The following is a 23,261-nucleotide window of genomic DNA, read 5'->3' on the forward strand; positions in this document are numbered from 1 at the left end:
AGTCAAGGGAAGAAACACCCTGAAAAAACCAGGGGTAACGGTGTGCTACTACACTGGCCGGCAAAACAATAAAGACTTAATTTTCAATTAATTAACAGGCTACCACTGCGCTTTTCCGTTGCGTTTCAGAGATGTAGTCGATTTTTAGCTTTTTTCATTTACTACTACATTTCCGCATGATTGAATGATTCTCAATTACATGTTCGATGCCAGTTCTGGCTAACGGGCAGACCATAAAGGGCAATGACTCACAGGTTCTTCCGTGAAGCACCTTCACGGATATTTTGGGATAACAGTTGTAATGGCTACGTTCACACCTTCACTCTCTGGGATAAAAGGGCGCGCGCTCTTTTCACTGCTGTTTATGGCGCCGCTGTCGCAGGCAGCAGACACCACGGCTAAAGACGGCGAAACGCTTACCGTCACCGCCGATCCAAATGCTACGGCGGAGGCCACCAACGGCTACCAGCCGCTGAACACCTCCACCGCCACGCTGACCAACATGCCGATGCTGGATATCCCGCAGGTGGTGAATACCGTCAGCGATAAGGTGCTGGCGGATCAGCACGCCACCACGCTCGATGAAGCGCTCTATAACGTCAGCAACGTGGTGCAGACCAACACCCTGGGCGGTACGCAGGATGCCTTTGTGCGCCGCGGGTTTGGCGCAAACCGCGACGGCTCGATCATGACCAACGGCCTGCGCACCGTGTTGCCGCGCAGCTTTAACGCCGCAACCGAACGCGTGGAGGTGCTGAAAGGCCCGGCCTCAACGCTGTACGGCATTCTCGATCCGGGCGGCCTGATTAACGTCGTCACGAAGCGCCCGGAGAAAATCTTCGGTGGCTCGATTTCTGCCACCTCTTCCAGCTTTGGCGGCGGCACCGGACAGATCGATGTCACCGGTCCGATTGAGGGCACGCGCCTGGCGTATCGCCTCACGGGCGAGTATCAGGACGAGGATTACTGGCGCAACTTCGGCAACGAACGCAGCACCTTTATCGCCCCGTCGCTGACCTGGTTCGGCGACGATGCCACCGTGAGCGTGCTCTATTCGCATCGCGACTATAAGACGCCGTTCGATCGCGGAACGATCTTCGATCTCAACACTAAAAAGGCCGTCGACGTCGATCGCAAAACCCGCTTTGACGAGCCGTTTAATGTGACCGACGGGCAGTCCGATCTCGCTCAGCTTAACGCGGAATACCGCCTCAACAGCCAGTGGACCGCGAAGTTCGACTACAGCTACAGCCAGGATAAGTACAGCGATAATCAGGCGCGCGTGATGGCCTACGATTCAAAAACCGGCACCCTGACCCGCCGGGTGGATGCAACCCAGGGCTCGACCCAGCGCATGCACAGCACCCGTGCGGATCTGCAGGGCAACGTGGATATCGCGGGCTTTTATAATGAGATCCTCACCGGCGTGTCGTATGAAAATTACGATCTGCTGCGCACGGACATGATGCGCTGTAAGAACGTCAAAGGTTTCAATATCTATAATCCGGTTTACGGCAAACTCGACGAGTGTACAACCGTCTCCGCCGCTGACAGCGACCAGACGCTCAAGCAGGAGAGCTACTCGGCCTACGCCCAGGATGCCCTGTACCTGACGGATAAATGGATTGCCGTCGCCGGGCTGCGCTACCAGTATTACACCCAGTACGCGGGCAAAGGTCGTCCGTTTAACGTCAATACCGACAGCCGCGACGAGCAGTGGACGCCGAAGCTGGGGCTGGTTTACAAACTGACGCCCGCGGTCTCGCTGTTTGCCAACTATTCGCAGACGTTTATGCCGCAGTCATCCATTGCGAGCTACATTGGCGACCTGCCGCCGGAAACCTCAAACGCGTACGAAGTAGGCGCAAAGTTCGATCTGTTCGACGGCATAACCGCCAATATCGCGCTGTTTGATATTCACAAGCGCAACGTGCTGTACACCGAAAGCATCGGGGGCGAAACCATCGCCAAAACCGCGGGCCGCGTGCGCTCTCAGGGCGTGGAGGTGGATCTTGCCGGGTCACTGACCGAGAACACTAACATTATCGCCAGCTACGGCTATACCGACGCGAAGGTGCTGGAGGACCCGGATTACGCGGGTAAACCGCTGCCGAACGTGCCGCGCCACACCGGCTCACTCTTCCTCACCTACGATATTCACAATGCGTTTGCCGGAAATACCCTGACGCTCGGCGGCGGCGGGCACGGCGTAAGCCGCCGCTCGGCGACCAACGGTGCGGATTATTATCTGCCGGGCTATTTCGTGGCGGATGCGTTTGCGGCGTATAAGATGAAGCTGCAGTATCCGGTGACGCTGCAGGTGAACGTGAAGAACCTGTTTGATAAGACCTACTACACGTCGTCGATTGCGACCAACAACCTGGGCAACCAGATTGGCGACCCGCGCGAAGTGCAGTTTACGGTGAAGATGGAGTTTTGATGTAAAAAAGCCCGGTGGCGCTAATGCTTACCGGGCCTACGATCCATTCCCTCTCCCTGTGGGAGAGGGTTAGGGTGAGGGCATCAGGCTTCAATATCCGCCATATCCCCTTTCTCCTGCAGCCAGTTACGTCGGTCTTCCGAACGTTTCTTGGCGAGGAGCATATCCATCACGGCGTTGGTTTGCTGTTCGTCTTCGTCGCTGATCGTCAGCTGCACCAGGCGGCGCGTGTTCGGATCCAGCGTCGTTTCGCGCAGCTGCATCGGGTTCATTTCGCCCAGCCCTTTAAAGCGCTGCACATTTGGTTTGCCCTTCTTACGCTTAAGCTGCTCCAGCACGCCCGCCTTCTCTTCTTCCGTCAGCGCGTAGTAAACCTCTTTGCCGAGGTCGATACGGTAGAGCGGCGGCAGCGCCACGTGAACGTGACCGTTTTTCACCAGCGTGCGGAAGTGTTTAACAAACAGCGCGCACAGCAGCGTGGCGATGTGCAGACCATCGGAGTCCGCATCCGCGAGAATACAGATCTTGCCGTAGCGCAGCTGGCTCAGATCCTCGCTGTCCGGATCGATGCCGATCGCAACGGAGATGTCGTGCACTTCCTGCGAGGCCAGCACTTCGTCTGAAGAGACTTCCCAGGTGTTCAGGATCTTACCCTTGAGTGGCATGATCGCCTGATATTCACGATCGCGCGCCTGTTTGGCCGACCCACCCGCCGAATCCCCTTCCACGAGGAACAGCTCGGTGCGGTTGAGATCCTGCGCGGTGCAGTCCGCCAGCTTGCCCGGTAGCGCAGGGCCGCTGGTCAGCTTTTTACGCACCACTTTCTTCGCGGCACGCAGACGACGCTGGGCGCTGGAGATGGCCATTTCAGCCAGCATCTCAGCCGCCTGAACGTTCTGGTTCAGCCACAGGGTAAACGCATCTTTCACCACGCCGGAGACGAACGCCGCGCACTGGCGCGATGACAGACGTTCTTTGGTCTGACCGGCAAACTGCGGATCCTGCATCTTCACGGAGAGCACGTAGGCGCAGCGGTCCCAGATATCTTCCGCCGAGAGCTTCACGCCGCGCGGCAGAATGTTGCGGTATTCGCAGAACTCACGCATCGCGTCCAGCAGTCCCTGACGCAGGCCGTTGACGTGGGTACCGCCGAGCATGGTTGGGATCAGGTTGACGTAGCTTTCGGTCAGCAGCTCGCCGCCTTCCGGCAGCCACAGCAGCGCCCAGTCCACCGCTTCGGTATCACCGCTAAAGTTACCGACAAACGGTTTTTCCGGCAGTGTTGGCAGGCCGTTTACCGCTTCGCACAGGTAGTCGTTCAGGCCATCGGCGTAGCACCAGGTCTGCTCGGTGTTGTTGACGTGATCTTTAAAGGTAATTTCCACGCCCGGGCACAGTACCGCTTTGGCTTTCAGCAGGTGCGTCAGGCGAGAAACGGAAAAGCGCGGGCTGTCGAAGAAGCTTTCGTCAGGCCAGAAGTGGACGCTTGTGCCGGTGTTGCGTTTAGCGCACGTGCCGACAACCTGCAGATCCTGCACCTTCTCGCCGTTTTCAAACGCGATATTGTAGACCTGACCGTCGCGACGGACGTTCACTTCCACGCGTTTGGACAGGGCGTTCACCACGGAAATCCCCACGCCGTGCAGGCCGCCGGAGAACTGATAGTTCTTGTTGGAGAACTTACCGCCCGCGTGCAGACGGCAGAGAATCAGCTCAACGGCAGGCACGCCCTCTTCGGGGTGGATGTCCACCGGCATGCCGCGACCGTCGTCGATGACCTCCAGCGACTGATCGGCGTGCAGGATGACGTCAACGCGTTTGGCATGGCCCGCCAGCGCTTCGTCCACACTGTTATCAATAACTTCCTGGCCCAGATGGTTCGGGCGCGTCGTATCGGTATACATCCCCGGGCGGCGGCGAACCGGCTCAAGCCCGGTGAGTACCTCAATGGCATCAGCGTTATAGGTTTGCGTCATGATTTAAACTAGCAATTCGCATTGATTGTCAGTGGCTGTGCAGTCCAAGAAAATCGACAATCTGGGTGAAATGATCCTCAAAGCCCGTGAAAGCATGGTTTCCGCCCTCTTCTATAGTCTGGCGGCAGGAGGCGTAATACGCCACTGCCTGGCGGTAATCCAGCACTTCATCACCCGTCTGCTGCAGCAGCCAGATGAGATCCGGCGCTTCAAGCGGGTCGACCTGCATAACTTTGAGATCGTAAATATGGCGTGACTCTAGCACATATTGCTGCCCGGTGTAGGGGTTCTCGTTTTCGCCAAGAAAGTCCCTCAGCAGCTCAAATGGCCGTACCGCCGGATTAACCACAACGGCGGGCAGCATAAAGCATTGTGAGAGCCAGGTGGCATAGTACCCGCCAAGCGATGAGCCGACTACGCCAAAGGATTCACCGCCGTGTTCAAGCACGATCGACTCGAGCATTTCCGCCGCCTCCGCCGGATACGGCGGCAGCTGCGGGATAATCATCTCAACGTGGGGGTGATGCTCGCTCAGCCACTGGCGAAACTGCGTCGCTTTTGCGGAGCGCGGCGAGCTGTTGAATCCGTGCAGATAAAGGAGCGTAGACATCAGTAGCCTTCTGAAGCGGTATCCGGGCGGAACTCTGCGCCTGCCAGACGGCAGACTTCCGTGGTCAGCGTGCCGTCGGCATGCAGTTCCAGCCAGCGCCAGCCTGGCGCGATGGTATCCAGCGTAAAGTTGGCGCAGTGCGGCTTAAACTGCACACAGGTCGACGGCGTCGCCAGCATGCGGCGTCCGTTCCAGTCGAGATCCTGTTCCTGATGGATGTGTCCGCACAGCAGGTGTTTCACGCGCGGGTATTTCGCCAGCACGCTATCCAGCGCCGCGGAGTTACGCAGGCTGTGCTGATCCAGCCAGCTGCAGCCTGCCGGCAGCGGATGATGATGGAGCAACAGCAGCGTATGACGTTCAGGTTCGGCAGCCAGTTTGGTCTCCAGCCAGTCGAGTTGAAACTCGCTTAATTCACCGTGCGGAACGCCAAATACCTGGCTGTCCAGCAGCAGGATCTGCCACTGTTCACCCGCAAATACGCACTTCGCCGGAGAAATCCCCGCATCCTGAAGGGAACTGTACATTGCGGGCTGGAAATCGTGGTTTCCGGGCAGCCAGACGCAAGGCATGCTAAAGCTCGCGATGCCTTCAGCAAAATGCTGGTAGGCCGCGGAGGACTGGTCCTGCGCCAAATCGCCCGTTGCGACAATCAGGTCGCAGTCGCGATGTTCAGCGTGAATGGCGCTCAGTACCGCCTGATAACTCTCCCAGGTATTAACCCCCAGCAAAGTTTCATGCTTTTCGGCAAAAAGGTGGGTATCGGTGATTTGTAATATCCTGACTGGCGCCCCACCAGCAACAGTCAGGTTCAACAGGCTTTCCAAATGGTGTCCTTAGGTAGGTTTATGACGCTAACAAACCGGAATCGCCATTGCTCCATGTGCTAAACAATATCTTAGCCAGTCGGCTAAAAACTGGTTAATTTGATGCTTTTCGTCGCGTTGATGCAACTTTTTATTCGGATAATCATACCGCGCCTTGAAGCGAAAGATCTGCTGACTTGAACACACTTCAGCGACCATCGCGTCATGATAGAGACGCACCGTCATCGACGGCAGGCTCCAGTAGCTGATGCTGGGCGCTGTTTGTTCTATTTCCACCAGCGTAGTGTAGCGCGTTGATTCTGTTATCGTTAACCGATACTGCGCGTTGCTCACCTGATAGCTTACCGTTTCGCCGGGTGCGTCGTTTCTCGGCAGCAGGCGGCGCAGCTGTGCGAAATTGGTTTCGCACAGGCGCATCATTTCTGGGAAGTCAGGCGTATAGCGCTTCATTTTTTCCACTCGTTTCGTAATGTCTGATAATGCAGCTGCAGCCATTGCAGGGCGATGACAGACGCTGCGTTGTCGATTTTCCCCTCTTCTACCCACTGATAAGCCTGTTCCCGGCTCACCACATGAACCCGAATATCTTCGTTTTCATCAGCCAGACCGTGAATACCTTCTGCGGTCGTGGCGTCCACTTCGCCCACCATAATGGATAAGCGTTCGCTGGTGCCACCCGGACTCGCCAGATAGCTCAACACCGGTTTTGTGCGGCCTACCAACAGCCCGGCCTCTTCCAGCGCCTCGCGACGGGCGACGTCTTCAACCGACTCGCCCTCTTCGATCATCCCGGCCACCATCTCCAGCAGCCACGGGCTTTCACTGGTGTCATACGCGGCAATGCGGATTTGCTCCACCAGCACGACTTCGTCACGCACTGGGTCAAAGGGTAGCAAGACAGCCGCATGCCCGCGCTCAAAAATTTCACGTCTGATTTCGCCGCTCATTTCACCGTTGAACAGGCGATGCCTGAAACGGTAAAGATCCATCGAAAAAAAACCGCTATAAAGCGTTTCTCGTGCAATAATTTCTACATCGTTTTTGGCGAATGTCACGGGCAACTTTTCTGGTTTTTGCATGAGTCGAGTCCTGGTAGCAATGGTGATGAAATTGTGAATTTCAAGGCTGTTTGGCTGCCGTTTGTAAGGCTATATGGTAGATTGGTGCAAATTACCGCCAGATGGCACGTAACGCCAACCTTTTGGTGTGGATGATTCTGTTAGAATCGGCAATTATTTTTTAATTAGATCAGCGCTAATACTGCTTCACAACAAGGAATGCAAATGAAGAAATTGCTCCCCATCCTTATCGGCCTGAGCCTGACGGGCTTCAGTGCAATGAGCCAGGCGGAAAACCTGTTACAGGTCTACCAGCAGGCACGTCTGGGCAACCCTGATTTACGTAAATCAGCGGCCGATCGTGATGCTGCGTTTGAAAAGATTAACGAAGCGCGTAGCCCACTGCTGCCGCAGTTAGGGTTAGGTGCAGATTATACCTACAGCAACGGTTTCCGCGACGCTAACGGCGTAAACTCCAATGCTACCAGCGCCTCACTGCAATTAACACAGACGCTGTTTGATATGTCCAAATGGCGTGCCCTGACCCTGCAGGAAAAAAGCGCGGGCATCCAGGATGTGACCTATCAGACCGACCAGCAAACGCTGATCCTGAATACTGCCACCGCGTACTTCAACGTGCTGAGCGCCATTGATGCGCTCTCCTACACCGAAGCGCAGAAACAGGCGATCTACCGCCAGTTGGATCAAACCACCCAGCGCTTCAACGTGGGTCTGGTGGCGATCACCGACGTGCAGAACGCCCGTTCACAGTACGACACCGTGCTGGCCAACGAAGTGACCGCGCGTAACAACCTCGACAACGCGCTGGAATCCCTGCGCCAGGTGACCGGGAATTACTATCCTGAGCTGGCTTCCCTGAACGTCGACAGCTTCAAAACGGATAAGCCGCAGGCCGTTAACGCCCTGCTGAAAGAGGCGGAAAACCGCAACCTGACGTTGCTGCAGGCGCGTCTGAGCCAGGACCTGGCCCGCGAGCAAATTCGTCAGGCGCAGGACGGCCATCTGCCAACCCTGAGCCTGAGCGCGTCTACCGGTGTCTCTGATACGAGCTATAGCGGCTCTAAAACCAATACGTCCCAGTATGACGACAGCAATCTGGGTCAGAATAAAGTGGGCCTGAGCTTCTCCCTGCCGCTGTACCAGGGCGGTCAGGTCAACTCTCAGGTGAAACAGGCGCAGTACAACTTTGTTGGCGCGAGCGAGCAGCTGGAAAGCGCACACCGCAACGTGGTGCAGACCGTCCGTTCCTCCTTCAACAACGTGAACGCCTCCATCAGCAGCATCAACGCGTACAAACAGGCCGTTGTGTCTGCACAAAGCTCCCTGGATGCAATGGAAGCGGGTTACTCGGTCGGTACACGTACTATCGTTGACGTGCTGGACGCGACCACCACGCTGTACAACGCGAAACAGCAGCTCTCCAGCGCGCGTTATCAGTACCTGATTAACCAGCTGAACATTAAGCAGGCTCTGGGTACGCTGAACGAGCAAGACCTGCAGATGCTGAACAGCGCGCTGGGCAAACCGGTCTCTACCTCGCCGGACAGCGTTGCGCCGGAGAACCCGGAGCAGGTTGCCGCCGTTGATAACTTCAACGCTAACGGCAGCGCCCCTGCCGCACAGCCAGCGGCCGCGCGTAGCACGGCACCTGCAAGCAGCGGTTCTAACCCGTTCCGTAACTAAGAGTGTTATCACGCCCTCTCTCACCGGGAGAGGGCGCAGCTGAATCACACCCGAACGTAAGCCAACGTAAAGATCCCCCTGATTCCGCCCCTCTTCGCTTCATTTTCAACCACTCATCCACTATCCTGAGCGTTATTACCACTGGGTCCTGGAAGACAAACATGAAACGGACAAAAACGATTAACCACGCGTCGTTCCGCAAAAGCTGGAACGCACGTCATCTCACCCCTGTTGCGCTGGCAGTAACCGCGGTCTTTATGCTGGCAGGCTGTGAGAAAAACGACGAAACGGTTTCGCTGTATCAAAACGCGGACGACTGCTCCGCCGCAACCGGCCAGGCAGCAGAATGTAAAACCGCCTACACCAACGCCCTGAAAGAAGCGGAACGCACCGCGCCGAAATATGCCTCACGCGAAGACTGCGTGGCGGAATTTGGTGAAGGACAGTGTCAGCAGACGCCAGCTCAGGCAGGTACTGCGCCGGAAAATCAGGCGCAGGCGCAGTCCAGCGGCAGCTTCTGGATGCCATTAATGGCAGGCTACATGATGGGCCGCCTGATGGGCGGCGGTGCGGGCTATCAGCAGCAACCGCTGTTTAGCTCGAAAAACCCGGCCAGCCCGGCTTATGGTCAATATACCGATGCCAGCGGCAAAGGCTATGGCGCAGCGACCCCGGGCCGCACCGTGACCGTCCCGAAAACCGCGATGGCGCCGAAGCCTGCGACCACCAGCACCATCACCCGCGGTGGGTTCGGTGAGTCTGTGGCGAAACAGACCAGCATGCAGCGTAGTGCAACAGGCACTTCCACTCGCTCAATGGGCGGCTGATCATGGAACGAGTCAGTATTACCGAGCGCCCGGACTGGCGCGAAAAAGCCACTGAATACGGTTTTAACTTCCACACCATGTACGGCGAGCCGTACTGGTGTGAAGATGCTTACTACAAACTGACGCTCGACCAGGTGGAAAAACTGGAAGAGGTGACGGCCGAGCTGCACCAGATGTGCCTTAAGGTGGTGGATAAAGTCATCGACAGCGACGAGCTGATGACTAAATTCCGTATTCCGAAGCACACCTGGAGTTTCGTCCGTCAGTCGTGGAAAACGAATCAGCCTTCGCTTTACTCTCGCCTCGATCTGGCGTGGGATGGCGTGGGTGAGCCGAAGCTTTTAGAAAACAACGCGGATACGCCGACCTCTCTTTACGAAGCGGCATTCTTCCAGTGGATTTGGCTGGAAGATCAGATGAACGCCGGAAACCTGCCGGAAGGTAGCGACCAGTTCAACAGCCTGCAGGAAAAGCTGATTGAGCGTTTCGCCGAACTGCGGGAGCAGTTTGGCTTCAATCTGCTGCATCTTGCCTGCTGTCGCGACACGGAAGAAGACAGGGGCACGGTTCAGTATCTGCAGGACTGCGCGGCCGAAGCGGAAGTGGCGACTGAATTCCTCTATATCGAAGATATTGGCCTGGGGGAAAAAGGTCAGTTTACGGATATGCAGGATCAGGTGATCAGCAACCTGTTCAAGCTCTATCCGTGGGAATATATGCTGCGTGAAATGTTCTCCACCAAGCTGGAAGACGCGGGCGTGCGCTGGCTGGAACCGGCGTGGAAGAGCATTATCTCCAACAAAGCCCTGCTGCCGATGCTGTGGGAGATGTTCCCGAACCATCCTAACCTGTTGCCAGCTTACTTTGCCGAAGATGAGTTCCCGCCGATGGAGAAATACGTCGTTAAGCCTATCTTTTCCCGCGAAGGCGCGAACGTCTCCATTATCGAAAACGGTAAAACGCTGGAAGCGGTTGAAGGGCCGTACGGTGAAGAAGGGATGATCGTCCAGGAGTTTTATCAACTGCCGAAGTTTGGCGACAGCTATACGCTGATCGGCAGCTGGCTTATTAATGATCAACCTGCCGGGATTGGTATTCGCGAAGATCGCGCGTTGATTACGCAGGATCTGTCACGGTTTTATCCACATATTTTTGTTGAATAAAACTTGCCCGGTGGCGCTACGCTTACCGGGCATGTTTTTACCCCACCTGCACCGACAGCATACTCAAACTGCCCATCTCAATGCCGTCAATCGGAATGGTAACCGGCTCCTGACCATCCCATGCACCTAATACATACAGCAGCGGCAGGAAGTGTTCCGGCGTCGGGTTAGAGAGCGAACCGCCTTCGTGATCCAGATAGTTCACTAACGGATGCTTCTCAACCGGGCCTTGCCAGGTCAGGTTCGCTTTGACGTAGGCGTTAAAAGCGCTCGCCCACGGGTATGGCGTGTTTTCGCCATGCCAGCGCGCCGTACGCAGGTTGTGCACCACGTTGCCACTCGCCACCAGCATGATGCCTTCATCACGCAGGGTTGCCAGCTTGCGGCCCATTTCCAGATGCCAGGCGGCGGGTTTGGTGCTGTCGATGCTCAACTGCACCATTGGGATATCGGCATCCGGGTACATCTTAATCAGCACGCCCCACGAGCCGTGGTCAAAGCCCCAGGCTTCTTTATCCAGCGTGACCGGGACGGGAGCCAGTAAATCAACCAGTTGCTGCGCCAGTTCAGGCGAACCCGGCGCAGGATAATGCGTGTCGTACAGCGCCTGCGGGAAGCCGCCGAAATCATGGATGGTCTTTGGTGCTTCCATCGCGGTGACGCCCGTACCACGGGTAAACCAGTGTGCAGATACCACCACAATCGCCTTCGGACGCGGCAACGTCTCGCCCAGATGATGCCAGGCACGGGTATAGACGTTATCTTCCAGAACGTTCATTGGGCTACCGTGGCCTAAAAACAGTGCTGGCATACGTGAAGAAGTCATGGTGATATCCTTAGAGATATTGGCAATTTGATGGTGCTACATTACGCGCATTCAGGTGAAGATAAACGCAGATAACCGTGAAGATCATCACCAGGAAATTTGAACGTAAGATATCCCTTAAGGAGAGTGCATGTCAGTACCCTTAATTTTGACCGTGCTTGCGGGTGCCGCGACCTTTATCGGTGCGTTCCTCGGCGTGCTCGGGCAAAAACCGTCTAATCGTCTTCTGGCGTTCTCGCTGGGCTTCGCCGCTGGGATCATGCTGCTTATCTCGCTGATGGAGATGCTGCCAGCAGCGCTTCACACCGAGGGAATGTCTCCGGTTCTGGGCTACGGCATGTTCATCGTCGGCCTGCTGGGCTATTTTGCGCTCGACCGTATGCTGCCCCACGCCCATCCTCAGGATTTAATGCAAAAAAGCGTTACTCCAATCCCCGGCAACATCAAGCGCACGGCCATCCTGCTGACGCTGGGTATCAGTCTGCATAACTTCCCGGAAGGGGTCGCCACGTATGTCACGGCCAGCAGCAATCTGGAGATGGGCTTTGGCGTGGCGCTGGCCGTGGCCTTGCACAATATTCCTGAAGGACTTGCGGTTGCCGGGCCGGTTTATGCTGCGACCGGCTCAAAACGTACGGCCGTATTCTGGGCGGGAATCTCCGGAATGGCCGAAATTCTCGGCGGGGTACTGGCGTGGCTGATCCTCGGCAGCCTGGTGTCTCCTGTCATGATGGCAGCAATTATGGCTGCCGTCGCCGGGATCATGGTTGCGCTCTCCGTCGATGAGCTGATGCCGCTGGCGAAAGAGATCGACCCGAATAATAACCCGAGCTATGGCGTGCTGTGTGGAATGTCGGTGATGGGGTTGAGTCTGGTGTTGCTGCAAACAGCAGGTATTGGTTGAGCATTTTGCCTCCGTTAAACGCGGAGGCATTATTTCCTTATTTTGTCGAAGGCAATCTACATTTTTTATTCTGCTTATTCACTTCGAATATATCTGGATAACATAGTCATCATATGCGCGACTTACATTAACCAGGCATTATAATTTAATATTTCCTTAAAAAGAGTTTTAGCCAATTTATTCGCATCCCCTCCTCTTTAGTCCGTATAATTCACGAGCATTCTGAAATTTAATATTCATTTTATGAATTCATTTGAAAAAGGATATTTTCATGTATATGGGTAAAAAAGTACTGTTAGCGGTTGCGATGGCTGCCATCGTTTCGGGTTCTGCTTTTGCTGATGACCAGGGTTCCGGCAAAATCAAATTCAAAGGCGTGGTCATTGATGCTCCGTGCAGCATTGCACCAGACAGCGTTGATAAAGAAGTGGACCTCGGTGAAGTTACCACTGCCGTGATCAACGCTAACAAAAAGTCTACCGCTGTTCCGGTTGATATCAATCTGGAGAACTGCCAGCTTGACGATCCGGCGGACGAGACTGACACACCAGTTACCAAAGTCGATGTCACCTTTACCAGCTCTGCGACAGACGCGACTGACAGCAGCCTGATGACCAACACCTTTGCGAGTGGTGCACAGAACGTGGGCGTTCGTCTTCTGGATAACGCCGAAGACAACATTACGCTGGGTGCGGCTAATGAGGTTGCTTTGCTGGCAGGTTCAACGACTCAAACGCTGCACTTCAAAGCATTAATGGAAGTTGCTCAGGGTAAAACTGCCACAGCGGGTCAGGTTGAAGCGACTGCCAACTATGTGCTGATGTACAAATAAGGCAATGCATCACGATAAAACCGGCTGGCATTATTTGCCAGCCGGTATGTGATATTATTTTGGTAACAGGATGATGACATATAAATTACAATCTAAAATCATCATTGCGTCCCTGTTAATGACGAAGATTACCTCTGCCACCGAGTTTAATATCAATGCCATTGATAAAGACCAGCGGAGCAGCGTTGACCTCTCCCTTTTTAAAAATGAAATAGCGGTTACCCCGGGCAACTATTTTGTTACCGTATCCATTAACGACACACCGCTGGCTAACGGTTGGCAGCTTAGCTGGAAAGAGGTAAATAACACGGTACAGGTGTGTATTCCTCCTGAACTGGCGGATAAGTTTGCCCTGAAAGAGGAAGTCCGCGACGCCTTACCCGAAAAAGAGGGATGCGTCGACTTTTCCTCCAGACCGGATATCACTTTTAAATTTGAACAAGCGACCCAGACGCTGAAGGTCACCGTACCCCAGGCATGGTTGCAGTACCGCGCCGCCGACTGGATGCCACCCGCAACGTGGGACTATGGCGTACCGGGCGTGATTCTGGATTACAACCTGTTCGCCAGCCACTATCAGCCTAGCGACGGCAGCAGCACCAACAACGCCAACACCTATGGCACGGCGGGCGCGAATATGGGCGCATGGCGCCTGCGCAGTGATTATCAGTACAGCCAAACGCATACCGATGCAGGTTCGGATCATGACGGACGCTTTTCGCGCGTCTACATGTTCCGCCCTCTTCCTTCGCTTGGTGCTAAGCTGACGCTGGGTGAAACGGACTTCCAGTCCTCAATCTTTGACGCTTTTACCTATACCGGCGCCTCCCTGATCAGCGATGAGCGCATGCTCCCCTGGTCGCTGCGTGGCTATGCGCCACAAATTACCGGTATCGCGCAAACCAACGCGACCGTCACCGTCAGCCTGGCCGATCGCGTAATTTATCAAAGTAAAGTTCCGCCTGGCCCCTTTGTTATTCAAGATCTTAACCAGTCCGTTCAGGGGACGCTGGACGTAAAAGTGACGGAGGAAGACGGGCGCGTCAGCACCTTCCAGGTCTCGGCGGAATGGGTGCCTTTTTTAACGCGTAAAGGGCAGGTTCGCTACAAGCTGGCGGCGGGTAAAGCGCGTAAAGACGCCTCTCATGACGTCGAAGACACCGATTTTATGAGCGGTGAATTCTCATGGGGAATGCTGTCAAACACCTCGCTCTATGGCGGGACGCTTGCCGACGGGGATCATTACCGTTCCATTGCCGCCGGGATCGGGCAAAATATGGCGCATCTGGGTGCCCTCTCTTTTGACGTCACGCAGGCCACCAGCCAGCTCCCCTTCCAGGATAGCCAGACGGGTTACAGCTACCGTTTTAACTACAGTAAGCGTTTCGATACCACCGGCAGCCAGCTTACGCTTGCCAGCTACCGCTACTCCGATCGGAAGTTCCTGAGCTATGCCCGCTTCCTTGATTATGACGACAACGATCGTCAGACAGAAAAGCAGACGCTGAGCGTAACCGCCAGCCAGTACATCAGCCCGTTATCGCTCAACCTCTACGTCAACGTACTGCGTCAGACCTGGTGGAACGAAGCCCCGTCCACGACCGGAAGCATTACCGCAGGCTATAACTTTGATCTGGGGCGCTGGAAAAATCTCGGCGTCACCCTCTCCTGGAGCAAAACGCATTACGAAGATGAAGACGACGATACGCAGTTTTACCTGTCCCTGAGCGTACCGATCGATCCGGATCATCGCCTCAGTTACGATCTGCACAACAGCGATAGCCTGAGCCAAAATGTCTCCTGGTACGACACGTCCGATCGCAATAATACCTGGGGCGTCTCCGCGGGGACGGAGAGTGAACACGCGTACGCGGGTGCACAGATGAGCGGCAACTATCAGCACTATTCACCGTTTGGCGATCTGAATATCTCCGGAAGTTATAAAGCTGATGAATATAACTCCCTGAGCGCCAGCTGGAATGGCTCGTTTACCTCAACGGCCAAAGGCGCGGCGCTGCACCGTCGCAGCTACGGTAACGAACCGCGCGTGATGGTCAGCACCGACGGCGTCGGCAACATTCCGCTGAACATGTCGCGGGATGAAACCAACCGCTTTGGTATCGGCGTTTTACCGTCGGTTTCCAGTTACTCTCCCGCCAGCGTACAGGTCAATCTGGATAACCTGCCTGACGGCGTCGATGTGGACAACCGCATCACGACCAACACCTGGACCGAGGGGGCGATTGGCTACCGCCAGATTGCCACACGCGCTGGCAACGATATTGCCGGCATTATCCGTACGCCAGCCGGCACTCCGCCGCTGGGCTCGATTGTTCACCTGCTGGAAAGTGACCAGCAAATCGGCATGGTCGCCGACGAAGGCCACGTCTGGCTGGGAGCCGTCGAGCCTGAACAACAATTCCGGGTAACGTGGGGTGACAATCATCAGTGTCGCTTCTCGCTGCCTTCACACCTTGAAAACAGTATGCAATTGATACTGCCATGCCAGTAAGAAACCATGATGAAACTGACCTCATTCACTAGCCTGTGCCTGATGTTAATCGGCACCGCATTTACCACCCACGCCGCCGTTAACCTCGACCGCACCCGCATTGTGTTTCCGGAAAGCGATAAGGCCAGCAGCCTCAAGATTGATAACCAGAGCAAAACGTTGCCTTATCTGGCGCTCTCCTGGATAGAAGATGAAAACGGACGCAAGGAGGACAGCCATTTTATGGCGCTTCCGCCGATTCAACGTCTTGAAGCGGGCGCCTCGTCTCAGGTCCGGATTGTGAAGCAGGCCGCGACCGCCCGGTTGCCGAAAGACCGGGAATCACTGTTTTATTTCAACCTGCGCGAGGTGCCGCCGAAAAGTTCCAGCGCGAGCGAGGAACGCAGCGTCATGCAGGTCGCGATGCAGAGCAGGATCAAACTGTTCTGGCGTCCTAAAGCGATCGTCAAAAAGGCAGGCGATCAGGCAGAAATGCGTATGGAAGTCACCGCAAACGCGAAAGGGCTCACCGTGCATAACCCTACGCCTTATTACATCACGCTGGCGTGGCTGAGCAAAAATGCGAAAACCATGCTGCCCGGTTTTGACAGCCTGATGATCGCCCCGTTTGCGACGGCGACAACCTCTACCGGTGACTATCACGGCAACTACTACAGCATTGGCTACATCGATGATTACGGTGCGCTGAAAAAGGTCGACGCGCAATGTTCAGGTACGGCGAAATGTACGTTCAGCGAGCATAAGGTCGATAAAGATGCGCAAGCTCGCTAATCTGCTGTTCCTGCTGCTGATATCCGCTCTGCCCGTAAGAGAAGCGCTGGCGCTGGACTGCTATCTTGGTGCTTCAGGCGGGCCGGTTGAAGAGACAAAAACCATCTCGCCCTTTGCCATCCCCAGCAACGCGCAGGTGGGGCAGAAAATCTGGGAATCAGATGACATTAAAATCCCGGTTACCTGCGATCACAACGTCACCAGCGGCTTTCAGCCGGAAGACGTTTACGCCTGGGTCAACCCTTACCCGGCCGCAACGGACCCTTACTATGAGCTTGGCGTAACCTACGAAGGGGTGGACTACGATGCCACGGGCCAGCCGAATGGCGTGGATACCCGCCAGTGTCTCGATAACAAGAACATCCTCATCTATACCCCGGCTCAGATCCGGCAGATGGGCTGGGAAAACCTGATCTGCTCCGGTAACCCGGATGACGTCCATACGACACGCACGTTTATTGCCCGCTTTCGCCTGTTTGTAAAAATTAAGGCGATTCCGCCTCACGGCTACGTGAGTTCCCTCGGCGATTACATCGTGGTGCAGTTTGACGGTAAAGGCGGGGTCAACCAGATGGCCGACGCGAAAAACCTGAAGTATCACATCAACGGCTTGCAAAACATTACCGTTCTGGACTGCGGGGCAACCTTCAGCATCTACCCTGAAAACCAGGAGATCGATTTTGGCACCTTCAGCGCACGCGACATCGTGAACCAGAAAACGCGCGTTCGCGAATTTACGGTCAAAACCACCAAGGTGCAGGACGCGCAGTGCTCAGATGGATTCAAAATGGACTCGTCATTCTACACGAACGAAAAACTCAGCGCTGACGATACGGCGCTGTTGATTGGCAACGGGCTAAAACTGCGTATTCTGAACGGAACGGATCCGTTTACCTTCAACCACTACCAGGAGTATGCCGACTTCACCGGGAGTACGTTGCAGTATGAGCAAAAGTACACGGCAGAGCTGTCGTGGGATGAGGGAAAAGCGATCCAGTCCGGACCGTTTGAAACCGTGGTGCTGTTTAAAATTAACTACCACTAGCGACAAAAAAGCCGGGTTTCCCCGGCTTTTTCACATCAGCTGTCTCAGCTGGCCTTGCGCTCGTGCGCCTGGCGGTATTCCACCAGATCTTCAATTGTGACAACCGGCATGTTGTGCAGACGCGCAAAGGTGATGCACTCTGGCGCGCGGGCCATGGTGCCGTCATCGTTGGTCAGTTCACACAGCACGCCCGCAGGCTTAAAGCCCGCCAGTGTCACCAGGTCGATCGTCGCTTCGGTGTGACCGCCACGGGTCAGCACACCGCCCGCCTGCGCGCGCAGCGGGAAGACGTGGCCTGGACGATGCAGATCGGAGGGTTTCGCATCATCAGCAATGGCGGCACGCACGGTGGTCAGGCGGTCAGCCGCCGATACACCGGTAGTCACGCCATGCGCCGCTTCAATGGTCACGGTGAAGCCGGTACCAAAGGCGCTGGTGTTGTTTTCGACCATCATCGGCAGCTCAAGCTGCTTACGACGATCTTCGGTAATACACAGGCATACGATGCCGCTGCCGTGACGGATGGTCAGCGCCATCTGTTCAACGGTCATGTTTTCGGCGGCGAAAATCATGTCGCCTTCGTTTTCACGGTTTTCATCGTCAAGCACCATCACACCGCGGCCTTCGCGCAGTGCATCCAGTGCATGTTCAACACGTTGAGTTGAAGTGCCAAAAGAGGAAAGTAGCGTCTGATTCATGGTAAAAAAACCTCATTAACAATATGGTTACCAGAATCAGGGCAGTCTTAGGAGCGCCGTATAAGCGGCAAAAAGATAACGTGAGCGGGCCCATGCCCGACTGGATCGTTACTCTCTCCCATCCGGACTCTAACCGTCGGCCCCGGAATTACACCGGATCTGCTGACCTTTGAGAATTCACCCAAAGCGCTCGCGGGCTTTCAGCGCTAAGCTGATTTACCGCCGGTGGGGAATTTCGCCCCGCCCTGAGAATAAGCGAGATAACTATAACGCTATTGATTAACCTGGGCAATGCATAAGCTTCAAACAAATCTGCTTTATCCTGGGTCATGACGCGCTACAATGTTCATCAACACCGACTTATCAAGGGAAGCCATTATGATTGACCCGAAAAAAATTGAGCAGATCGCGCGTCAGGTTCATGAGTCCATGCCAAAGGGCATTCGTGAATTTGGTGATGACGTTGAGAAGAAAATCCGCCAGACGCTGCAGGCGCAGTTGGTTCGCCTTGATTTAGTCAGCCGCGAAGAGTTTGACGTGCAGACCCAGGTTCTGCTACGCACCCGCGAGAAGCTGGCGCTGCTGGAACAGCGTCTGAGCGAGCTGGAGAGCCGCAATGCGCCGGAAGAAGTGAAGCCAGCACCGGCTATTCCACCGGTGGATGACCAGGCGTAAGTGCGGCCTGAAGCCCTCTCCCACAGGGAGAGGGTGAAAATCGAACGGGCCAATAGGCCCGTTTTTTACTGACTGTCTTTCTGGATCTTCTTGATGATGTTGGTGGTTGAACACCCGTCCTCAAAGTTGAGCACCATCACCTCGCCGCCGTTGGCCCAGACCTCTTCGCTACCCGCGATTTGCTCTGGTTTGTAATCACCGCCCTTCACCAGCAGGTCAGGCAAAATTCCGGCAATCAGGCGCTGCGGGGTGTCTTCTTCAAATGAGACCACCCAATCCACCGCTTCCAGCGCGCCGAGCACGATCATGCGCTGCTCCAGCGGGTTCACCGGACGCGTTTCACCCTTCAGACGCTTCGTCGACGCATCGCTGTTCACCGCCACAATCAGGCGATCGCCCAGCTTGCGCGCATTCGCCAGATACGAGACGTGGCCCGCATGCAGGATGTCGAACACGCCGTTGGTCATCACCACTTTTTCACCGCGTTTGCGCGCGGCGGCAACGGCCACCTTCAGCTCGTCTTCGGTCATCACGCCAAAACCGGTATCCGCACGCCCGCGCACCGCGTTTTCCAGCTCGATTGGCGAAACGGTTGAAGTACCCAATTTACCGACGACCACGCCCGCCGCGGCGTTTGCGAAGTAGCACGCCTCTTCCAGGGAGTTACCCGCCGCCAGCGTCGCCGCCAGCACGCCGATCACCGTATCACCGGCACCGGTCACGTCGTACACTTCCTGCGCCTGGGTTGGCATATGCAGCGGCGCCTTGCCCGGCTGCAGCAGCGTCATCCCCTGCTCGGAGCGGGTGACCAGCAGCGCGGACAGCTCGAAGTCAGCAATGATCTTCATGCCGCGCTCAACCAGTTCTTCCTCGGTTTTGCACTTGCCCGCCACCGCTTCGAACTCAGAAAGGTTTGGCGTCAGCAGGGTTGCGCCGCGATAGCGCTCAAAATCGGTGCCTTTCGGGTCGATCAGCACCGGCACGCTGGCTTTACGCGCCAGCTGAATCATCGTTTGCACGCTCGCCAGCGCGCCTTTGGCGTAGTCAGACAGCACCAGCGCCCCGATGTTGCCCAGCGCCTGGTTAATGCGCTCGTGCAGCGGCTCAGGATCAACGCCTTCGAACCCTTCTTCGAAATCGAGGCGGATCAGCTGCTGGTTACGCGACAGCACGCGCAGCTTGGTGATGGTTGGGTGTGTCGGAACAGAAACGAAGTCGCACTTCACGTTCACGTCCGCCAGCGACTTGCTCAGCGCACGCGCCGCATCGTCGATACCGGTCAGGCCCACCAGACGCGAGTGCGCGCCCAGCGAGGCTATGTTCATCGCCACGTTTGCCGCGCCGCCGGGACGCTCTTCAATGGTGTCGACCTTAACCACCGGCACCGGCGCTTCAGGAGAGATGCGGCTGGTCGGCCCATACCAGTAGCGATCCAGCATCACATCCCCGACAACCATTACTCCAGCACGTTCAAACTCTGGCAGTGTTACTTTCATTCCTGACTCCAGAAAGATTCACAATTTGCGCGCGATAATATCACACTTGTTTTGTTACGCACGGCTCCACCAGCCATTTCTGCCAGCTTGCCGTCACCTGGGCGCGCTCTGCGGTAAAACAGTCCAGCGCCACGTGGCCCGGCTGTTCCTGCAACGCCAGGTGATGAAGTTCGTCGCGCAGCGTGGTGTAGGCGCGGGTTAAGGCCTGCGCCTCCTGCTCGTCCATGATGTCGTTTTGCGCCAGCAGTTCCAGAATACGCACGTTATCGGACCAGCGGGTTAACTTCGGCTTGTCGTGGGCATGCAGTAGCACCAGGTACTGAGTGATGAACTCAATATCGGTAATCCCGCCCTCATCGGCTTTGATATCAAAGCGATCGCGATGTTTGTTACCCAAATGCGCGCGCATTTTCTCACGCATTTCGCGCACTTCAATTTGCAGGGTGCTGCCTTCGCGCGGGGTCGTCATGACTGACTTGCGGATCGCATCGAACTGCGTTTTGAGCTGCGGATCGCCGTACACCACGCGGGCGCGCACTAACGCCTGATGTTCCCACGTCCAGGCTTCGTTCTTCTGATAGTCAGCAAAAGCGTCCGTCGAGGTGACCAGCATGCCTGCCGCGCCGGACGGGCGCAGGCGCGCGTCCACCTCGTACAGAATGCCCGACGAAGTGCGGGTGCTGAACAGGTGCATGATGCGCTGGGCCAGGCGCAGGTAGAACTGCCGCCCGTCAATCTCACGTTCGCCGTCGGTCATGACGTCCGCCGGACAGTCGTGCAGGAAAATCAGATCCAGATCGGAGCTGTAGCCCAGCTCCCAGCCGCCCAGCTTGCCGTAACCGACCACGGCAAACCCTCGCCCCTCGCGGTCAGCAAGATGCTTCGGCTGGCCGTAGCGGGCCACCATCTGCACCCACGCCTGGTGGACTACCGCGTCGATGATCGCCTCCGCCAGCCAGGTTAAGTGATCGCTCACTTTCATTACCGGCAGCGTACCGGCGATATCCGCCGCCGCCACGCGCAGCATCTGCGCCTGCTTAAACTGACGCAGCGCCTCGAGCTGCTGCTCTTCGTCCTCTTCCGGCACGCGCAGCAGATACTGGCGCAGCTCGTCGCGGTAGGCGTCCGTCGCCGTCGGCTGATAGAGCGTGTTCGGGTCGAGCAGTTCGTCCAGCAGCAGCGGGTATCGCGCCAGCTTGTTGGCCACCATCGGCGACGCGGCGCAGAGGGAAATCAGGTGCTTCAGCGCCCCCGGAAACTCGCTCAGCAGTTCCAGGTAGGTGGTACGCGTGATAATCCCGCTCAGCAGCGGCATCATGCGCGACAGCGGCACCGGCGCATCCTCGCGGGAGCAGACCTCGCTCAGCAGGTGCGGCATCAGATGATCCAGCACCTGACGACCGCGCGGCCCAATGGCACGCTTGTTCAGTTCGAGACGGAAATCGGCAATCAGGGCCACCACGCGATGGCGGGCGTCGTCGCTTAAGTGCGCCAGCACCGGCGTGGTGTCATCTTCCTGGAGCGCGTCCTGCCACAGTTCGCGCCAGTGCTCGGGGAGCGCATCGTCCGGCGATTCACTTTCGTCGTCACCAATAAGATCGTTAAAGATGCGGCGAACGCCTGCCATATGGGCTTCCAGCCGTTCGGTCAACGTTGACCAGTCATCCACCCGCATGCCCCAGGCCAGACGCGCCCGGTTAAGGTCATCCCCCGGCAGGGTCTGGGTCTGTTCGTCGTTAATGCTTTGCAGCAGGTTTTCCAGACGGCGCAGGAACAGATAGGCCTCGCGCAGGGTTTGCGCGTCGCCGTCCGGCAGCAAATGCAGTTGCTCAATGGCGCTCAGCGTCGGCAGTAGCGAGCGGGACTGCAGCGACGGCTCGCGCCCGCCGCGAATCAGCTGGAAGACCTGAACGATAAATTCGATTTCGCGGATGCCGCCCGCGCCAAGCTTGATGTTGTCCTTCAGGCCGCGACGGCGCACCTCGCGGGCGATCATCCCTTTCATATTGCGCAGGGACTGGATCACGCTAAAGTCGATGTAACGGCGGAACACGAACGGGCGCAGCATGGCGCGAAGCTCGTTGGCGTAGGCGTCGTCGCTGTCGCCCATGATCCGCGCTTTGACCATCGCGTAACGCTCCCAGTCGCGCCCCTGCTCCTGGTAATAATCTTCCAGCGCGGCGAAGCTCAGTACCAGCGGGCCGCTGTCGCCAAACGGGCGCAGGCGCATGTCCACGCGGTAAACAAAGCCGTCCTGCGTAGGCTGATCCAACGCCTTAATCAGACGCTGCCCGAGTCGGGTAAAGAACTGGGCGTTATCCAGCTCGCGACGACCGCCTCGCGTGGCGCCATTCTCCGGCCAGGCAAAGATCAGGTCGATATCCGAGGAAAAGTTCAGCTCGCAGCCGCCCAGCTTGCCCATCCCCAGAATCAACAGCGGCTGCGGAACCCCTTCTTCGCTGCACGGCGTGCCCCACTCTTTACAGCAGGCGGCGTAGAGCCAGTCCCGCGCGGCGACAATCAGCGTCTGCGCCAGCTCGCTCAGCTGCTGCAAGGTGCTCTCTTCACTCACCAGCTCCAGCGCCTGCGCCCAGGCAATGCGCACCATCACCCGGCGGCGGAACTGACGCAGAACGCGCATCAGCGTGGCTTCATCCGCCACCTCTGCCAGCGCGGTTTGCAGCCAGCCAGCATAGTGCCGCCACTCGTCAGCCTGCGGCGGCGCGCTTTCCAGCTCTGCCAGCCAGTCAGGATTCGCGCTGACGCTCTCCTGCACAAAATCACTGAACGTGAGCACGCTTTTCGCCTGCTCGCTTAACGATGACGCGGGTAACGACTCGGGCAGACGTTCGCAAACGGTTTGCCAGTGCTGCTGTAACTGCGAAGAAAGCGGCATA

The 23,261-nt window shown here is 56.5% G+C and carries 19 protein-coding genes and 1 riboswitch; of the genes, 10 read left to right on the forward strand and 9 right to left on the reverse strand.

The window, feature by feature from the left end; all coding sequences use genetic code 11:
* The first annotated feature begins 301 nt into the window (after positions 1 to 301).
* Positions 302 to 2,440 (forward strand): TonB-dependent siderophore receptor, encoded by a 2,139-nt coding sequence (locus tag IM314_RS07455; RefSeq protein ID WP_193358486.1) that lies wholly within the window; start codon positions 302 to 304, stop codon positions 2,438 to 2,440.
* An 83-nt stretch (positions 2,441 to 2,523) separates the two neighbouring features.
* Here the strand turns inward: IM314_RS07455 and parE are convergent, their stop codons facing one another.
* From parE to nudF, 5 genes are read right to left on the reverse strand one after another with little or no spacing between them, the layout of a single operon-like run.
* Positions 2,524 to 4,416, reverse strand: coding sequence for a DNA topoisomerase IV subunit B (parE, locus tag IM314_RS07460; protein WP_028014439.1), 1,893 nt, complete (start codon positions 4,414 to 4,416; stop codon positions 2,524 to 2,526).
* 28 nt (positions 4,417 to 4,444) lie between these two features.
* Entirely contained in the window at positions 4,445 to 5,026 is a 582-nt protein-coding gene (yqiA, locus tag IM314_RS07465; protein ID WP_041908103.1) for an esterase YqiA, read from the reverse strand.
* Positions 5,026 to 5,853 carry a 3',5'-cyclic-AMP phosphodiesterase gene (gene cpdA, locus IM314_RS07470; RefSeq protein WP_193358487.1) on the reverse strand — a complete coding sequence of 276 codons (828 nt, stop codon included), beginning with the start codon at positions 5,851 to 5,853 and terminating at the stop codon, positions 5,026 to 5,028. Before cpdA ends, yqiA begins: the two co-directional genes overlap by 1 nt.
* Before the next feature lie 27 nt (positions 5,854 to 5,880).
* Positions 5,881 to 6,303, reverse strand: coding sequence for a DUF1249 family protein (locus IM314_RS07475; RefSeq protein WP_003862516.1), 423 nt, complete (start codon positions 6,301 to 6,303; stop codon positions 5,881 to 5,883).
* Positions 6,300 to 6,932 carry an ADP-ribose diphosphatase gene (nudF, locus tag IM314_RS07480; protein ID WP_045631567.1) on the reverse strand — a complete coding sequence of 211 codons (633 nt, stop codon included), beginning with the start codon at positions 6,930 to 6,932 and terminating at the stop codon, positions 6,300 to 6,302. The genes IM314_RS07475 and nudF overlap by 4 nt, the downstream gene beginning before the upstream one ends.
* Positions 6,933 to 7,136: 204 nt before the next feature.
* Between nudF and tolC the strand changes: the two genes are divergently transcribed.
* The 3 genes from tolC to IM314_RS07495 all read left to right on the forward strand — a co-directional run bounded on the left by tolC (position 7,137) and on the right by IM314_RS07495 (position 10,605).
* Positions 7,137 to 8,615, forward strand: coding sequence for an outer membrane channel protein TolC (gene tolC / locus IM314_RS07485; protein WP_193358488.1), 1,479 nt, complete (start codon positions 7,137 to 7,139; stop codon positions 8,613 to 8,615).
* A 161-nt stretch (positions 8,616 to 8,776) separates the two neighbouring features.
* Positions 8,777 to 9,442 (forward strand): DUF1190 family protein, encoded by a 666-nt coding sequence (locus IM314_RS07490; protein ID WP_028014445.1) that lies wholly within the window; start codon positions 8,777 to 8,779, stop codon positions 9,440 to 9,442.
* 2 nt (positions 9,443 to 9,444) lie between these two features.
* Entirely contained in the window at positions 9,445 to 10,605 is a 1,161-nt protein-coding gene (locus tag IM314_RS07495; protein WP_045631568.1) for a glutathionylspermidine synthase family protein, read from the forward strand.
* Positions 10,606 to 10,642: 37 nt separating this feature from the next.
* Here IM314_RS07495 and ygiD read toward each other — a convergent pair whose 3' ends face one another.
* On the reverse strand, positions 10,643 to 11,431 hold the full coding sequence (gene ygiD / locus IM314_RS07500; RefSeq protein WP_045631569.1) for a 4,5-DOPA dioxygenase extradiol: 789 nt from the start codon (positions 11,429 to 11,431) through the stop codon (positions 10,643 to 10,645).
* 130 nt (positions 11,432 to 11,561) lie between these two features.
* Between ygiD and zupT the strand changes: the two genes are divergently transcribed.
* From zupT to IM314_RS07525, 5 genes are all read left to right on the forward strand, one after another.
* Positions 11,562 to 12,335: a zinc transporter ZupT gene (gene zupT / locus IM314_RS07505; RefSeq protein WP_153656883.1), complete on the forward strand. Its 774-nt coding sequence runs from the start codon at positions 11,562 to 11,564 to the stop codon at positions 12,333 to 12,335.
* A 271-nt stretch (positions 12,336 to 12,606) separates the two neighbouring features.
* Positions 12,607 to 13,167 carry a fimbrial protein gene (locus tag IM314_RS07510; RefSeq protein WP_048957253.1) on the forward strand — a complete coding sequence of 187 codons (561 nt, stop codon included), beginning with the start codon at positions 12,607 to 12,609 and terminating at the stop codon, positions 13,165 to 13,167.
* A 118-nt stretch (positions 13,168 to 13,285) separates the two neighbouring features.
* The gene (locus tag IM314_RS07515; protein WP_227008547.1) at positions 13,286 to 15,679 is read left to right on the forward strand and encodes a fimbria/pilus outer membrane usher protein; all 2,394 of its coding nucleotides are present in this window, start codon (positions 13,286 to 13,288) and stop codon (positions 15,677 to 15,679) included.
* A 9-nt stretch (positions 15,680 to 15,688) separates the two neighbouring features.
* Complete coding sequence (locus tag IM314_RS07520; protein WP_193358506.1) at positions 15,689 to 16,450, forward strand: molecular chaperone; 762 nt, start codon at positions 15,689 to 15,691, stop codon at positions 16,448 to 16,450.
* Positions 16,434 to 17,495 carry a fimbrial protein gene (locus tag IM314_RS07525; protein WP_028014452.1) on the forward strand — a complete coding sequence of 354 codons (1,062 nt, stop codon included), beginning with the start codon at positions 16,434 to 16,436 and terminating at the stop codon, positions 17,493 to 17,495. Before IM314_RS07520 ends, IM314_RS07525 begins: the two co-directional genes overlap by 17 nt.
* 44 nt (positions 17,496 to 17,539) lie before the next feature.
* Here the strand turns inward: IM314_RS07525 and ribB are convergent, their stop codons facing one another.
* A complete protein-coding gene (gene ribB / locus IM314_RS07530) occupies positions 17,540 to 18,193 on the reverse strand; it encodes a 3,4-dihydroxy-2-butanone-4-phosphate synthase (protein ID WP_028017147.1) in 654 nt (217 codons plus the stop codon).
* A gap of 106 nt (positions 18,194 to 18,299) precedes the next feature.
* Positions 18,300 to 18,450: riboswitch (FMN riboswitch) on the reverse strand.
* 121 nt (positions 18,451 to 18,571) lie between these two features.
* On the opposite strand from ribB, the gene ubiK reads away from it, so the two are divergent.
* A complete protein-coding gene (ubiK, locus tag IM314_RS07535) occupies positions 18,572 to 18,868 on the forward strand; it encodes a ubiquinone biosynthesis accessory factor UbiK (protein ID WP_000566823.1) in 297 nt (98 codons plus the stop codon).
* Positions 18,869 to 18,933: 65 nt separating this feature from the next.
* Here ubiK and hldE read toward each other — a convergent pair whose 3' ends face one another.
* The gene (hldE, locus tag IM314_RS07540) at positions 18,934 to 20,364 is read right to left on the reverse strand and encodes a bifunctional D-glycero-beta-D-manno-heptose-7-phosphate kinase/D-glycero-beta-D-manno-heptose 1-phosphate adenylyltransferase HldE (RefSeq protein WP_003862540.1); all 1,431 of its coding nucleotides are present in this window, start codon (positions 20,362 to 20,364) and stop codon (positions 18,934 to 18,936) included.
* Between the two features lie 40 nt (positions 20,365 to 20,404).
* Complete coding sequence (glnE, locus tag IM314_RS07545) at positions 20,405 to 23,260, reverse strand: bifunctional [glutamate--ammonia ligase]-adenylyl-L-tyrosine phosphorylase/[glutamate--ammonia-ligase] adenylyltransferase (protein ID WP_193358489.1); 2,856 nt, start codon at positions 23,258 to 23,260, stop codon at positions 20,405 to 20,407.
* Between the last annotated feature and the right edge of the window lies 1 nt (position 23,261).

This window comes from Enterobacter cloacae complex sp. P42RS (assembly GCF_014930595.1).
Taxonomy (GTDB): domain Bacteria; phylum Pseudomonadota; class Gammaproteobacteria; order Enterobacterales; family Enterobacteriaceae; genus Enterobacter; species Enterobacter bugandensis.

What these genes read in the sequence shown, in the direction of transcription:
- nudF (WP_045631567.1), bottom strand. Translation starts at nt 6,932, where the DNA reads ATGCAAAAACCAGAAAAGTTGCCCGTGACATTCGCCAAAAACGATGTA.
- IM314_RS07475 (WP_003862516.1), bottom strand. Translation starts at nt 6,303, where the DNA reads ATGAAGCGCTATACGCCTGACTTCCCAGAAATGATGCGCCTGTGCGAA.
- glnE (WP_193358489.1), bottom strand. Translation starts at nt 23,260, where the DNA reads ATGCCGCTTTCTTCGCAGTTACAGCAGCACTGGCAAACCGTTTGCGAA.
- ygiD (WP_045631569.1), bottom strand. Translation starts at nt 11,431, where the DNA reads ATGACTTCTTCACGTATGCCAGCACTGTTTTTAGGCCACGGTAGCCCA.
- IM314_RS07455 (WP_193358486.1), top strand. Translation starts at nt 302, where the DNA reads ATGGCTACGTTCACACCTTCACTCTCTGGGATAAAAGGGCGCGCGCTC.
- IM314_RS07510 (WP_048957253.1), top strand. Translation starts at nt 12,607, where the DNA reads ATGTATATGGGTAAAAAAGTACTGTTAGCGGTTGCGATGGCTGCCATC.
- IM314_RS07520 (WP_193358506.1), top strand. Translation starts at nt 15,689, where the DNA reads ATGAAACTGACCTCATTCACTAGCCTGTGCCTGATGTTAATCGGCACC.
- tolC (WP_193358488.1), top strand. Translation starts at nt 7,137, where the DNA reads ATGAAGAAATTGCTCCCCATCCTTATCGGCCTGAGCCTGACGGGCTTC.
- hldE (WP_003862540.1), bottom strand. Translation starts at nt 20,364, where the DNA reads ATGAAAGTAACACTGCCAGAGTTTGAACGTGCTGGAGTAATGGTTGTC.
- IM314_RS07525 (WP_028014452.1), top strand. Translation starts at nt 16,434, where the DNA reads ATGCGCAAGCTCGCTAATCTGCTGTTCCTGCTGCTGATATCCGCTCTG.
- yqiA (WP_041908103.1), bottom strand. Translation starts at nt 5,026, where the DNA reads ATGTCTACGCTCCTTTATCTGCACGGATTCAACAGCTCGCCGCGCTCC.
- IM314_RS07490 (WP_028014445.1), top strand. Translation starts at nt 8,777, where the DNA reads ATGAAACGGACAAAAACGATTAACCACGCGTCGTTCCGCAAAAGCTGG.
- zupT (WP_153656883.1), top strand. Translation starts at nt 11,562, where the DNA reads ATGTCAGTACCCTTAATTTTGACCGTGCTTGCGGGTGCCGCGACCTTT.
- ubiK (WP_000566823.1), top strand. Translation starts at nt 18,572, where the DNA reads ATGATTGACCCGAAAAAAATTGAGCAGATCGCGCGTCAGGTTCATGAG.
- IM314_RS07495 (WP_045631568.1), top strand. Translation starts at nt 9,445, where the DNA reads ATGGAACGAGTCAGTATTACCGAGCGCCCGGACTGGCGCGAAAAAGCC.
- ribB (WP_028017147.1), bottom strand. Translation starts at nt 18,193, where the DNA reads ATGAATCAGACGCTACTTTCCTCTTTTGGCACTTCAACTCAACGTGTT.
- parE (WP_028014439.1), bottom strand. Translation starts at nt 4,416, where the DNA reads ATGACGCAAACCTATAACGCTGATGCCATTGAGGTACTCACCGGGCTT.
- IM314_RS07515 (WP_227008547.1), top strand. Translation starts at nt 13,286, where the DNA reads ATGACGAAGATTACCTCTGCCACCGAGTTTAATATCAATGCCATTGAT.